13 protein-coding genes are annotated in these 14829 nt (G+C 41.1%); 3 read left to right on the top strand and 10 right to left on the bottom strand.

The features are described from left to right. Positions 1-59: 59 nt before the first annotated feature. Complete coding sequence (locus TOL_RS15330) at positions 60-653, top strand: TetR/AcrR family transcriptional regulator (protein ID WP_041588529.1); 594 nt, start codon at positions 60-62, stop codon at positions 651-653. Positions 654-856: 203 nt separating this feature from the next. Here the strand turns inward: TOL_RS15330 and TOL_RS18535 are convergent, their stop codons facing one another. The 7 genes from TOL_RS18535 to TOL_RS15365 form a co-directional block, all read right to left on the bottom strand. Further along, a complete protein-coding gene (locus tag TOL_RS18535; protein WP_015488284.1) occupies positions 857-1711 on the bottom strand; it encodes a DUF1330 domain-containing protein in 855 nt (284 codons plus the stop codon). Between the two features lie 24 nt (positions 1712-1735). After that, positions 1736-2398, bottom strand: coding sequence for an HAD family hydrolase (locus TOL_RS15340; RefSeq protein WP_041588530.1), 663 nt, complete (start codon positions 2396-2398; stop codon positions 1736-1738). A gap of 7 nt (positions 2399-2405) precedes the next feature. Further along, positions 2406-3365 carry a sulfite exporter TauE/SafE family protein gene (locus tag TOL_RS15345; RefSeq protein ID WP_015488286.1) on the bottom strand — a complete coding sequence of 320 codons (960 nt, stop codon included), beginning with the start codon at positions 3363-3365 and terminating at the stop codon, positions 2406-2408. Positions 3366-3373: 8 nt separating this feature from the next. Next, positions 3374-4162, bottom strand: coding sequence for a TauD/TfdA dioxygenase family protein (locus TOL_RS15350; RefSeq protein ID WP_015488287.1), 789 nt, complete (start codon positions 4160-4162; stop codon positions 3374-3376). A 1-nt stretch (position 4163) separates the two neighbouring features. Beyond that, entirely contained in the window at positions 4164-5192 is a 1029-nt protein-coding gene (locus TOL_RS15355; RefSeq protein WP_015488288.1) for an L-tyrosine/L-tryptophan isonitrile synthase family protein, read from the bottom strand. A 24-nt stretch (positions 5193-5216) separates the two neighbouring features. Beyond that, the gene (locus tag TOL_RS18540; RefSeq protein WP_015488289.1) at positions 5217-6911 is read right to left on the bottom strand and encodes an NAD(P)/FAD-dependent oxidoreductase; all 1695 of its coding nucleotides are present in this window, start codon (positions 6909-6911) and stop codon (positions 5217-5219) included. A 133-nt stretch (positions 6912-7044) separates the two neighbouring features. Next, positions 7045-7527: a protein tyrosine phosphatase family protein gene (locus TOL_RS15365; protein ID WP_015488290.1), complete on the bottom strand. Its 483-nt coding sequence runs from the start codon at positions 7525-7527 to the stop codon at positions 7045-7047. 470 nt (positions 7528-7997) lie between these two features. Here TOL_RS15365 and TOL_RS15370 point away from each other — a divergent pair, with 470 nt between their 5' ends. Continuing rightward, a complete protein-coding gene (locus tag TOL_RS15370) occupies positions 7998-11192 on the top strand; it encodes an outer membrane lipoprotein-sorting protein (RefSeq protein ID WP_015488291.1) in 3195 nt (1064 codons plus the stop codon). Positions 11193-11242: 50 nt separating this feature from the next. After that, on the top strand, positions 11243-12520 hold the full coding sequence (locus tag TOL_RS15375) for a DUF1302 family protein (protein WP_015488292.1): 1278 nt from the start codon (positions 11243-11245) through the stop codon (positions 12518-12520). Between the two features lie 16 nt (positions 12521-12536). Here the strand turns inward: TOL_RS15375 and TOL_RS15380 are convergent, their stop codons facing one another. The 3 genes from TOL_RS15380 to TOL_RS15390 form a co-directional block, all read right to left on the bottom strand. Next, complete coding sequence (locus TOL_RS15380; protein WP_015488293.1) at positions 12537-12995, bottom strand: MarR family winged helix-turn-helix transcriptional regulator; 459 nt, start codon at positions 12993-12995, stop codon at positions 12537-12539. A gap of 217 nt (positions 12996-13212) precedes the next feature. Next, positions 13213-14220, bottom strand: a complete 1008-nt coding sequence (locus tag TOL_RS15385; RefSeq protein WP_015488294.1) for an LLM class flavin-dependent oxidoreductase — start codon at positions 14218-14220, stop codon at positions 13213-13215. 93 nt (positions 14221-14313) lie between these two features. Continuing rightward, a complete protein-coding gene (locus TOL_RS15390) occupies positions 14314-14784 on the bottom strand; it encodes a hypothetical protein (protein WP_015488295.1) in 471 nt (156 codons plus the stop codon). Positions 14785-14829 lie beyond the last annotated feature (45 nt).

The raw sequence follows: 14829 nt of genomic DNA on the forward strand, positions 1-14829 counted from the left end.
TGACGAATAAGTTAACGCTTAGATAGACCACAACAGAGACCTCGAATACACTTTAATGTATGAAAAATATTGCCCCCCCCCAAAGCACTTCACATCGCACTCGCATTCTAGAATCGTTAGAAACGTGTCTAGACGCCAAATCGTTTCGGGATATAACTCTCACCGATATCGCGGCGGCAGCGCACATTTCACGTAGAACCTTCTATGAACATTTTGCCAACAAGGATGAGTGCCTACTGGCATTAAGTGAGGAAACAAGTGCCCATATAATGAAAGCGATACTTACTTCGTTTTCAGGCGCCGATTCTTGGGAAGATAAAGTAGAGAAAATCAGTCACGCTTATTTGCAAGAGATACAGAAAAAAACGGTACTAATGCGTGCTTTATATATCGAGTTGGGTGCATTGGGACTAGAAGGACAACAACTACGCCGAAAAATTGCCGACATATTTGCAGATTTTTTATGTAATCAAGTAAAAATGCATATATTAAAAGGCGATAGTTTGCGCGAAATATCGCATGACGTCGGCGTCATCCTAGTTTCGGGGATAAACCAATTAATCCTCAATCGATTACTAGATGACAATAAAGCCAGATTAACTGACCTAACCAGCACTGCGGTACAAATTATTCACAGCGTCTCTAAAATTTAGCAATTAAAATTCCAATCTAATATTAGCGGACACACATCCAAGTGATACAGAAGAACTGTCGCTAATAGAGCTCAGAATGTAGATTCCATAACTTAGTGATGCTGACAAAAAAGTTATCATGTATAAGCTGCCAAGCTAAAAGAAATACAAAGAATATTTCGACAACAACGAAGGCAGCTATATAGACCTAATAAGAGAAATACTTAACGTATAACCAAGTTTTTCACTTCTAAACGTGTATTCCCACAATCACCGCCTCTTGGTGAAGCCAAATCAAATGTCACGCGACTAGCAGATTCAAGTAACTGTGAAATATGCCTTCCTTTCAAAGTAAACTCTAAATTGGTCCAGTCTCGTTCCGCGTCCGAATACACACCCAATCTCTTTAAATCTCCTGAAGTATCGCCGACAGACACAACTAAGGGATAACGACAACTTTGAGCAACTAGGCTTTCATCAGTAATAATTCGATATGAGAGAGCCATGGTATGACCCGTCACATCTACCGAATCAAAGGCTGCTTCTAATTGGAAGCGCCCTCGCTTGCTTGTCCAGTTGGCATCAACCGCGATTAAATAATCCGGTTCAGTATCCAAAGTTAATGGCTCAACCAGATCAACTTCAGCATTTTTGTACTGGCGAATGTTCCAATTAATTTTACTTTGATCAGTACCCTCAAAAAAAATCATATTACCGAATGCGGTAGCAGCATGGCGATAAGGAAGCACGGCCTGATAATTGTCGCTGTAATACCATTCTTTAGCAGCATCTAACGATGGAAAGGTTAAAATAATGGTCCAATTATTATCCCATTCACCTTCGAACACTTCTTTATCGAAAGTCGCAACCAGCGGCTTTCCTCCGTAAAAATCAACTTCAACCTCTGCCGGCACGGCATACTGATTAAAGAACATGTCTACATCAACAATTTCCGCCTGCAAGATGATAAATGCCTTATTAATTTTTTCGTTTTGATCAATAATCACATCTTCTTGCGCATAGGAAAACTGAGTTAAAATCGAGATCCCGCCAACAACCAACCACTTTAGAAACTTCATAAAATCCTCCATTTTTATATAAACTTAAGCAGGAACAACAACCTCAAGACCAAAACTTAGCAACATCGAATCAACGTCACTAAATACACGTCCTGGATTCATCGTTTGCAATTCCTTGGAACTAGAATACCCCCACAATACTGCAATTGAGTTAACTCCAGCATTTCGGGCTGTTTGCAGATCAACGATGGTATCTCCGATCATGAAACACTCAACTGGCTTAAACTGGTTTATCAGTCTGATTAAAGTATCAGGATTCGGCTTCGCTTTGTTTTCAGGGCTTAGTCCGACAATGGCATCGAAAGAAATATTAGGAAACATTGCAGCAACGATCTTCTGAGCTAACGGCTGAATTTTGTTAGTTAAAACCGCAAGATAATCACCTGAACTTGCAATAGACGCCATCGCGACCGCTATGCCAGGATATGGCTTAGAACGAACCAAGCAATTTTCTTTATAGTTTAACTCAAACAAAAAATGAGCTTCTTCAACGGCATCAAATTCATCCCCTAACGTCTTAGTAACCATATTCAACGTTCCGTTACCAACGAGCTTGCGATAATGCTCTAACGGTTTAGTTGGCAATCCATAGAAATTAAGAACAGCATTCATTGAAGCCGCGATATCCTCGACGGTATCTACGATTGTACCGTCAAGATCGAATACGAATAATCTTTTATTTTCCATTAGAGCCTCATAATGCATTGAATAGAACAGCCACACCGTCAACGAAGATAACGGCAATAATGAAGTGCTTCAGTCTATCGCTAGATTTGACATTAGATACCTCTCCGACATCCCCAGCATCACCGCAAATTGCCACACCCATTCTTGCGCCCAAACGCCCACCAATGACGACACCTGGCGCAGTGAATGCGAGGAAATCCCAACGGATACCACCCAATTCAGAATGAATAAGTAATCCAGCTATAGAGCAGCCGGCTAATGCAGCAACCCCTGTTGAAATACATAACGCAAGCGGATAACGCCAACGTAACAACATCCATAGCGCAACGATCTCGCCTATACCGATAGAAACCCAAGCATTTATCATTCCGCCAAGTAGGCATAACGCGGCAAAGACAATAAGATCCAAAAGCGTTGGCTTGCGGATGTTGCGATATTCAGAACTATTTTTGGAATAATAAACTTCAATAATCAAGATAACCGCCAACCCCAAAGATGCTGCACCGAAGGCTATATCGATGTGATTTTGGTTAGGAGTAATATAAAAGCTTCCAATGAACATCCCAGCAATAGCAAAAACAAGCGAAAAACCGAGAACACTCATTACAATGCGCTTTACCGACCACGCTAAAGCACCAGAAGACATACCAAATGCTTGAGTCGCTAATGCTAATTTTAACGATTCTAGAGAAGTGAACCCGTAACCGAAAGTAAACAATGGCATGAATATAAAACCGCCACCAACAGCCGTTGCATTAGCAACGGCTGCGGCGACGATAGCGGTAAAAAACACGGGCCATCGCTCTAAAATCAGGTCTATTGGCTCATCGAAAGAAAAAGCGATGACCAATAAACCAACGACAATGGCAACAGCAAAGAAGACTAAATCTTTGGTGAACTGGGTTGAGAAATAACTTCTGGGCTCCCCAGTATCAACTACTTCACTACCACTAGCATCGATATGCATAAGAGCCTCTACAATATGTGGACACGCTGTATGCGTCGTCGATCCGATGCACTTTGAAAGGAATTTCTGCCGTGTAACAACGCATTGTTGTTAAACATCAAAAACTCACCTTTTGTCCAACGGTGCTGATAGAGATATTTCGACTTATACAAATGAGCATTAAGCTCCCGTAAAAAAGCATCCGAATTTAATCTATCCATACCATCAACCGACACGTCGATAGGATTTATATCTTCATTATCTTCATTAAAGGCCTCCATATAACGAATCACCGGCCGACCGTCATTGGTCATTGGGCACACAAGCGGCCAAGACAAGGTCCCGCCAAAATGGGCTTTTCTTTCAGTTTGGTAGGTAATATTGGCGGCCTTCAACTTGCTCTTGAATTCGTCATCGCTATCTTCAAATGCGTTGATAGAATCACAAAAAATCGTTTCGCCTCCCTCAAAATCATTACCCTCGATACATTGAAAAAAGCTGTACTTTGGCGTCTTTTCAGGCCCAAGATAACTACCATCCCAATGTAACTCTAAGCGACCTTCGCGAAAGATATGATTCTTTGGGTTTTCTTGGATTTGTAGGTCGAATACATAGCCAAAATCCCATTTCAATAGCGGCCCGAATCGCTCCGAAAAAGCCACCATTTCGTCCTTAGATAAAGAATCAAATCCACGAAATAGTAGTAAGTGATAATCCTTAAATAAGTTCTCGATATAGCTGCTAGGTAATTCGAGTAAATTGGTATTGTCCGCTGCGTGAACAATACCTCCGAATTCACATAGATTTTCGATATTCATATCAAGACGCTCGCTCTAATCGCATCTGACGCACAAAGTGACTTGGGCGGCCATCTTGATAAGCAAGTAACACATCGGGCTGAGCTTCAGCATCAGAACGTTTCATAAATAGGACACGATCATCTTCGACAACTGCAACGGAATGCCAAGGCGTTACCCAAGCATTTTCCGCATCACCAAGATAGATGCCTATCTTCTCTGATACTCGAAACTGCGGATGTATCGAAAGACGCACGGCCTGAGGAAACTGCTCTTTCAATAAGCGACTCCAAGCGTTCGAGCGCTGAATAACACGATAAGAAACCAGCTTTGAAGCTTTTTGGATAGCATTTCGCGCCAATGATCGAAATGGATCAATTCCGCTAAAATCCTCAAAAATAAAACGCGTAATTCCAAGATACATGGATTTAGCATGCGGCTCAGTTTTAGTTCGATAAACCAAATCCGACAGTGCCTCTCCATAAGATACCATTAGGTCTTCACGCATTGTCTCAAAACAAGATATAGAGCTATAAACCTTGTCTAAATTAAAGAAGGTAAACACACCTGGGTGCGATTCTTCAACCATTGATCTCAGGGTCTCACCGTACTCCGTTACGTGATCATCCGAAATTCTCAATAAATCTGAAAACACCCGACCATCTGAGCAAATTGATATTTCAGCACCTGGCGAGTAAATAGATTTTATTTCATCGCACAACAAGCTCAGTTGTTTAAATGCATGGCGTTCAGCATAGTCAGGTAAATGGGCTAATGTCTTGTTACGATTTGGAGATTTAACCGGAAATGCTGGTAAAATCATTTGAATTTTCTCTCTTGCTTCGACATAAGCAAGGATTCTCTCAAAATGAACTTGACGCTCTTCTCGCTCACCTACTTCGGCGATATCTTCGTCGGGCAATAAACGGCGCTTATCAAAAATAACATTCAATATTTGATCGGCCAACATTGCGGCATTAACAGTAGGAACAAGAGAGTTCTCTGTATCCAACGTTTCAGTATCGCGGTGACTTACGGTTAAATCTTCCATAGTTCAGATCTCCATGTGGGTGGGTTAGGCCATTGCTACTTGGCTTTCTTGCTCTTTACGAGTCTTATTAGCTTTCGTACATAAAGTGTTAAAGGCCTCCAATACCGTTAATTCGTATTGGCAGGACTCTCGCGCTGCATCCATTAGATCGGCTTTAGTTGCCTGAACATTATCTAGTTCAGCCAAGCGCTGAAGAATGCCGAGATAAGTTACTTCCAGCATTTTTTGCTCGATGTGCACAATGGAGTCCATGGTTAACGTGCTACCCATGGTGCGGGTGTTTTCCATGAAACAATCGTCAATTTCAACATCGAAGAATTGACCTTCATTATGCGAAAATTCCAATCCACGACTCTTCAATAAGTCTTCAAATTCATGAGCTATGTGATCAATTTTATGGATCACATTGTTAGCACTTAAATAATCCATCTGATCATAAAAACCCTGTAAATCAGCCATCGTCATACCGGGCATATAACCCCAATTCTTCACCATTGACGAAGGCAGGATAATCCCAAACCACTGCATCAACATCGAGGTAAAGTAGACTTTTTGACGGTCATAACAAGGATGATATAGACCTTTAATATGTAGAAAGAAGTTATCAAGCCAGAATTGAGAAAAACGATTAAATACCGGAACCATTACACGGTAAGCTTCATCATCACCTTGCATGTCAGCTTTAATCATATCGCCGATCATACGATTACTATCGGAGAGATAAGCCGATCCTGGTGACAATAGTGGGTCCAAAAATACAGCAGACATACCCGTTAGGAACCAGCGATCTTCAGAATAAGGAGCCGATACTCTACGAGAAAGATTTTTCATCTGGGTATAGTCAAGAATCCTTGTCGTTTCTACTGGCAATAGTTCTTCCATACACTTGTGAGTGCGCAAGAAATCTAAGAACTCTTGTTCACCTTTTATCTTGATATCGCATTCATCATTTTTAGTAACAAGCCCAATACTATATGTTTCGCCATCTAGAGGAATTAGCCAGAACCAATATCCTCCGTACATAAAGTGTGTCGTCGCCAATGTGCGGGTGGTGTAACGCACACGCTGACGCCATTCTTTGCCACCAAGTAGATCAAGATTCGCAACACCAGAAACACGAGCCCAATATGAGCTAATCGGATGCTCATCGTTTTTAATTTCACAAATACCAAGTTGACGAGCAATAGGCGATGCGAAACCCGCTGCATCCACAACCCATTTAGCGCGAAAATTACCGGCTGCAGTTTTAATCGTATGACCATGATCGCGATCCAGTGCGACATCTGTGACTGTCACGCCTAAACGTACATCAATGCCTGATTCAATATTCATACGACAAAGATCAGTATCAAACTTTTTACGATCAATTTGATGAGCCGGTGTGCCGTGATACCAAGAACGTCCTACTTCACTCATATCTTTTAAGGCTAAGTCATGCTCTTTCGAGTCATAGAAAAAGCGCAGGCCGTGCTTGTACAAATGGTTAGTATCTAGGTAGTGGCCTAAATCCAGACTAGTGGCAGCATAGTTCCAGAATGCCTCTAAGGTAGACTCGCCTACCCAGTATCCGAATTCAGTTTTGCGTTCAATAACGGTAATTCTCAATTCAGGATGTTCTAGCTTCATCTGTCTAGCAAGACAGCCGCCAGCCATTGAATGACCGATAATAAGCAAATCGCATTGTGTTTCGTGATTTTCTTCTGACATTAATTCGTTCATATCAACTCCTTGATTAAAATAAAATGCGCTTGGCACTTGTGCTTTCACACGATGAGAATATTTTTTATAATTTTTAATCTATTATTCTAATGCTATAAAAATATTTCAAAATTAAAATAATTTAGATAGCAAACTAAGCAGGCTCTAACGATCTGGCGTTCATCATAAAATCGCGCCAAACATCGTTCATAGTCCAGTTAGGATCTGATTTCCAAATCGAATCTATAAGTTCGTTAGATTTTTCTTCACTCCAGTTCAAGTTTTTCTCAGCCCAAATGGAGAAAAAGACTGTGACGCGATAATTTGCTGCGCAATGAATCCATATTTTTTTTCCGTAATTATTTTTTAGAGCTGTACTGAAATGTTCGTAGTCTTCAGTAGACGGAGATTTAAAATCGACTGGGATGTGAATATAGGGAAGGTTTAAGTTTCTGAGCAATGCGGGCTGATCTTGAATTGAATATCTATCATAATCCACAGGAGCCAAATCAATAACTAGTTCAAAACCATCTTCTTTGATCTTTCTGAAATCCTCTTTCGAGGGCTGACCACTCGTGCTTATCAGGTCATTTATCTTCTTGTAGTTAAAGACTTCGCTACTTTTCATAGTATTCATGATCTCGCCTCCTCCTAAGTTAACGCTTTAATACCGTCAATCATTCGTATATCTACAGATTGATTAAATTCAAAAGTGCTACAACTTACTCACAGATACTCTGCGTGTACTAACATGAGCGGAAAGCATGCTATTGCATAGACTTATCAGTTGCAACCAAACTCCTTTACCATGCACCTACATATTATGCACTTTCAAGCAATTTCAATACATGCAATCTGACAAACAGGTCAATAACAAACTCCTTATAAATTCACTAAAAATTGTAAAAAACCTGTTTTTAAAGCAAAAAATGGCCATTTATTCATTTTGTAACACTAATGACTATCTAATATTTATCCGATCAGCATTTCACTCTTCCAATTTGACAATGCATGTAAGTACATGCATTATCGAGAAAGAGTGACATGCAATGACGATAACCATCAAAGCAAAGGCTCATTACGTCTAATAACAATGGAGGTTTACCCATGAAAAACGACACTGCCAGTTGGCGCTTTTTTTCCAATCTATTCAAAAAACCTATTGCATTGGTCATCATCCCGCTCATCTTTTTTATAGGTGCTGCGAGCTTTTTGCCGACAATAGTTAAAGATACTCGTGGAGATGCCTTCCTTTCACCAGACAATCCCGCGCTGCTATATCGCGAGCGAGTTCGTGATCAATTTGGTTTAAATGACCCGGTTGTTGTCGCAATAAAGGCCGACATCTACACGCCTGAAGTACTGCAACTAATTGCTAGCCTAACGAACACAATCGAAGGCCTTGAAAATGTTAAGGAAGATAAAGTCTTCAGCTTAGCGACTGAAAAGAATATGTTTGGGGATGATGGGAGCCTGATCGTTGAGGATTTTCTTGATCCATTGCCCTCAACCTTAAGCGAAGCTCTATTGGTTAAGAAAGCTATTCAAAATTTTCCGCTATATAACGGCAGTATTGTATCGAAGGACGGTGATGTAGCTTTAATAGTTGCCGAACTATGGAATCAAGATATTTCTAATGTAACCTACAAGCAGGTTAACGATTTAGCGGCTGCTGAAATTGTTCGATTTAATGAAGAGCACGGTACAAGTATCGAGTCTTACGTCGCTGGTGAAGGCGCTATTGCTGGATACTTAGGCGAATATATCGATAACGATATGAAGATATTAAACCCAATTGCGGGACTCATTATCTTCACTATCGTCGTCATCTGCTTTTCTGCGTTCAGCTCAGGACTACTGGCATTAATGATGATTGCCACAACGGTTCTTTCTACTATTGGTATTATGGCAGCTTCGGGAGTTTCTTTTTATGTGATCACTAATGCTCTACCCGTTATTCTTATTGGTATTGCCGTTGCCGACACTATCCACATATTAGGTCATTACTTCGAACTTCAAGCAGATCCCAAGCGAGAGATGAATCGTGACTTAGTCATAGAGACCATGGCAGAAATGTGGCGCCCAGTTGCGCTGACCTCCCTTACAACGATCGCGGGCTTTGCTGGTCTTTATCTTGCCTCCGACATGCCTCCATTTAAGTTTTTTGGTCTTTTCGCTGCAGTAGGGGTTGCTCTTGCATGGGTCTACTCGATGACACTACTCCCAGCGGTACTCATTTTAACTAAACCGAAAGCATCCAAGCGCTATTTGCTAAACTATCTTAATAACGATGATAAAAAACGAGATATTTTTTCTCGCTTTATTCAAAAGCTCGGCACATTGTCATTAAAGTACTCTAAGTCGGTTGTAGTGCTAGGATCTTTGATTATTGTTATCGGTGCTGTCACTGGCTCAAATATCGTCATTGATGAAGACCGGATCGATACTTTCAATAAAAAGGAGCAGATTTACAAGGCCGATAAACTGATCAATGGTCACACCAATGGGGCGAATAATTTAGATATTATTGTCGAGACCAATGAGAAAGAAGGCCTATTTTCACCCGAAGCTCTAGTTAAAGTAGAAGCGTTACAAAATTATGCCTTAACTTTTGATGACGTCACTAGTGCTACGTCTATTGTTGATTATCTTAAGCAAATGAATATGTCGCTCAACAATAGCGACCCATCAGCCTATGTGTTGCCTGGTGATCGCAAGAGCATCGCGCAGTACTTCTTGATCTATTCAGCGTCTGGTGAATCAACAGACTTCGACGAAGAAGTCGACTACGACTATAAGGTAGCTAACGTACGCCTCACTTTTAAAACCGGCAGTTATCACCGTAATAAAGAGATTGTAGAGAGCTTACAAACTTATATTGGGCGTGAGTTTAACGATGAGAATATATCTGCAACTATGACTGGCCGTGTAACTGTTGACTACTTCTGGATACGAGACCTAGGCGATGGTCACTTCTTCAGTCTTGGTATTGCTTTAATTCTCGTACTACTGGTGTCAGCACTTATGTTCCGTTCGATGCTCGCCGGAATATTCACTCTAATACCTGTTTGCACTGCACTACTCTTTGTCTACGCAACAATGGCGATATTAAAAATCCCTCTGGGAATCGGTGCCTCTATGTTTGCATCAATAGCGATAGGCTTAGGAGTAGACTTTTCGATTCATACAATCGATCGAATCAGAGAGCTATTTCGTAAAGAGAAAAGCATTGAGGGACAACCAGAACAAAATATTGATACCTTAATTGCCAAGTTATATCCGAGCACAGGTCGCGCATTACTATTTAACTTTATTGCTCTTGCTTGTGGCTTCGGTGTTCTGATCGCCAGCAGCGTCGTGCCGTTGAATGAATTTGGATCTATTGTCGTCGTTGCCGTTGTAGGTAGCTTTTTATGCAGTATGACGCTATTGCCTGCGCTTATTAAGCTAACCAAGCCAGCCTTTATACACGGAGCAAAAGAGTCATTAGTCATTCCCGTATCGAGCACCGCAGTTCTCCTCATCGTAGCGGGTACATTAGGCCTTGCCAGTAAATCCGATGCCAGCGAGAGCCCTATGAAGGTCGAAGACATCGTCACCAAAATCGTTCAGGTAGACGAAGGCGATCATGTTACTCGTAGTCTAAAAATGCGCTTGATTAACAAACAAGGCAAAGAACGCATTAGTGAAACCACAATTTATCGTCGCACTTTAGACGACGAGAAACGGACCTTGGTTGTGTATAACCGTCCGACAAACGTAAAAGATACCGCATTCCTGACGTACGATTATCAATCCCCCGAGCACGAAGATGATCAGTGGCTGTATCTGCCAGCCACAAAAAAATCTAGACGGATATCAGCTTCAAATCGCGGTGATTACTTTCTAGGTACGGACTTCACTTATGAAGATATCAAAAACGAAGGGAAGATGGAGTTGTCAGATTATAATTTCACTTTGCTAGGGAGCGTTCAATACGAAGGACAAGATGTATTCCAAGTTCGCGCCATTCCAAAATCAGAGAAAATCGCTCAAGAACTAGGCTACAGCCGCAACGAGTTTTTGGTTGATAAGTCAAATTGGATCATCGTGAAAAACGATTATTGGGATATTAAAGACAAACCTTTAAAAACCATATACCTAAAAGATCTAGAAAAGATACAAGGAATATGGAGCCGTAAAAAGTTGGTTGTTATTAATTATAAAACAGGCCATACAACCGAATTTGACTTCTCAGACATAAACTATGATACCGAAGTGCCGGAATCGATTTTTGATGTTCGAGCTCTATCGCGTCGATAATAATAAAATAAACATTTAATTTTTGTGGACTAATATTAAGAAGGTTTGAAATGCTTAAAAATTATAAAAACATCAGTCTGTATTTCGGATGTACTCTTGTTATTTTTAGTCCACAATTTTTATATGCAAGTGAAATTTCCGTAGCTAACCAGATCGTACACGAAACATCGGTCACTCAGAAAGAAAACTTCGATGAGGTTGATATAGTTAAATCGGAAAGCTTATTAAAATCGGATATATCTGGAGAAGTTGGTCAGGTAGGTTTTAAGATTGACGCTAGGTTCCGTTATGACCTTGAAGACCAAATAGATAGTCGACAATCAGAAATTCAATTTAGAGATGCCTTTATAGACTTTGAAAATCAAGGAACATACTGGCGCCTAGGGAAGCAAACCATTGTTTGGGGTGCAAGCGATGGCTTACGACTACTGGACGTTATTAACCCGCTAAACTATCGCGAATTTATCCTAGATGACTTCGATAACTCACGAATCTCGCTTACATCTGCCAGTGCGGACATTCCTATCAGCGATGGTAGCTCGCTAACCATTATCGTTATACCTGAGCTTAAGTTCAATCAATACGCCAAAACCGGTACACAATTTGAACTGAGCCACCCGTTACCAGAACTGTCGCAAATGCCAACTTCGCTACAAATCAATTCCGCAAAGGAACCTCAACAATCTTTGCATAACAGCGAACTCGCATTACGCTACGCAACCTTTGCATCCGGCTGGGATATTACGCTCAACTATTTTTACCACTATCATGATGACCCAGTGGTATTTATTGACGTTGATGGTGGTGGTGCAGTAAGTGTCAATCCGGAGTATAAACGTAATACACTTGTTGGCGGGACGGCGAACAATGCTTTTGGAGATTTCGTTCTGAGAACAGAGTTTGTTTTAAATAACTCCCGTTATTATTCTACAGATAATCCTAATCAGCGATTTATTGATAAAGCTCAAGAGCTTCAGTACGTCATTGGCTTGGATTACTCGGGCATTAGCGACACTTTAATTAGTGGCCAATGGTTTCGACGCCAATTGTTAAGTTATGAAAAAGATATTGCAGAAGATGCGATAGAAAACACACTCACCTTATTATTACGTCGCTACTATGCCAATCAGACAATTACATTAGAAGCTTTGACATTGCATTCATTAGATAACTCAGATGGTCTGATTAGGCCAAAAATCAAATACGAGTTCAATACTTTTGTTCAATTTGAGTTAGGTGCAGATATATTTTATGGCAATCAGAGTGGCTTCTTTGGCCAGTTTGCGGCCAAAGATCAAGTAACCGTAGGTGTTAGTGTTGGCTTTTAGTAACTACGGATAAATCTTAAATTGGAGTACCACACTTACCTACAATCGCATCGCTCAGCTCAATGATTTGATCTGCGATGCTATTACCGAGAGTTTCTCTCATTTCATTTTGTGCCAACTTCCATTGTTTCTCTCCGGCGGAAAACATAATCTTTCCCTTAGCGGAAAGAGAAAGTAATTTTCGGCGGCGATCACCTTTGTCTTCTTTCATAACAACCATTCCATCACTAACCAATTTTTTAAGGTTACGACTGAGAGTTGTTTGATCTAACACCAGAATGTCTTGAATCACTTGGCTGGTACAAGTGCCTGCATAATGCATCGCACGCATAACCGAGAACTGACTAACGGATAAGCCGCACTCAGCAAGGTGGCGATTATAAACATGGTTAATAACTCGATCTGCTTTACGCAAACTAAGATTAAGACAAGGTTCTGGTGCCATAGGGCTTACTGGTGAGTTTTCTTTTAGCATCGGTTTAGTTTATCTCGTTTCTTTGATATTTCAAATGGCATTCATACGCCACCTTTAGATGTTACCTAAATGGCAAGACACCAACATAAGATATTTTTGTAAAATCTCACTTTCAATTTACGACATTTATGGATTTATTTACTCAAAAAATAGAAATCACTTGATAACCATAATTATTCGTATACATAACATTGATCGTTATTTCAAAATCTATGCTCTAGTTCGAAACATCCAAACCATTCAACAAACTCAAAGCGTGCAGACGTTTACTTCGATCATAGATATCATTTGTAAACATCAGCTCATCTACTTCAAATTGCTTGAGTATCGTTTGCAATTTAAAGCTGACCGTCGTTGGACTGCCAACAACAGCAAGTGCTAAAAAATTCTCCACTTGGCGCTTACTGGCAAAATCCCAGTGAAGATCCATATCGGTAACAGGAGGTGGTAGATACAGTGGCTTACCATACATAAGCGCCAATACCCTTTGCTGCGAACTCGTGCTGAGATAGCGCGCCTCCTCATCCGTATCGGCAAGAATTAGCGGTAAGCATAAGATTGCGTAAGGACGCTGCAAAGTTGCCGATGGTTTAAATAAACGTCTATACAAGCTTAAAGCTTCTTCAGCTAAAGCAGGTGCAAAGTGCCCAGCAAATGCATAAGGCAGCCCGCGCTTAGCTGCCAGTTGCGCACTGAATAAACTGGATCCTAAAATCCAAATTGGTACGTTAGTATCGCGACCAGGATATGCATGTGCTTTACCTAGGCTAGCATCAACATCCTTTCCCAACAGCCGTTGCAACTCAGCAACTTCCTCTGGGAAATTATCGGCGCGACGTTCATCTCGATACAAAGCTCGACTAGTGAGCGGGTCGGTGCCCGGCGCTCTGCCCAGTCCCAAATCAATACGGTCAGGATATAAGGAAGCCAAAGTACCAAATTGTTCGGCCACCACCAATGGCGGATGATTAGGTAGCATAATGCCGCCAGAACCAATGCGCATTAGTTCGGTATGTGCCGCTAAATCGCTTATAAGCACGCTAGTCGCACTACTCGCTATACCTTCCATATTATGGTGTTCTGCTAACCATAGTCTGGTAAAACCTAATGTATCAGCATGCTGCGCATAGCGACGTAGTTCTAGCAATGTTGCGGGAATATCAGAGCCGGTAGGAACCGAGGCCAGCTCTAACAAAGAGAAAGGCATTTTCTCTAAAACGGACATAGGCCCAGCCTCAACAAAATAAAAATCAAAGCCTGACAGAAAGCTAAGCTCGCGTCTGCCTGGTTTTAAGGAACAGATTGTTACAGTGACAGCTTATAACTCTTTAATGGCTCCCTTTCCGGTTAAATATATAAATAGACCTAGAGCCGTTAACAATAGCGCGGTACTTGCGATGATCGCCACGGGATAATACAAGTTACCGGCCAACTCTAGCTGGCTATATTTGATAACCATAATTAATCCCTCAAGTGACAAAGCTACACAAACCATACCGATGAAACGTGGCAGTGTTTCGCGAAGACTGGATACGGCATCTTTTTCTTCATCATCGTTGGGCGATGCATATTCTTTCTTAACCACTAACGCCAACTCAAAGACCGCCAACGCAATAACCCCAGTGTTAATACTCCCAAGAAGTACAGTAGTGATACCTTCTTGATTGATTATTCCTTCGGCGACATTCACAAACAGCGAAAAGATAATAACCGCCGTAAGACCGAAGAATATTACGGTAAGCGTTTTGGCAAAAACCATTTTGGTTAACTGTGCGCTCGATTTTTTCATTGTTAGTCTCAATTAAGTGTACGATTGCGATCCAGCCGATATGAA

This window comes from Thalassolituus oleivorans MIL-1 (assembly GCF_000355675.1).
GTDB lineage: Bacteria > Pseudomonadota > Gammaproteobacteria > Pseudomonadales > Oceanobacteraceae > Thalassolituus > Thalassolituus oleivorans.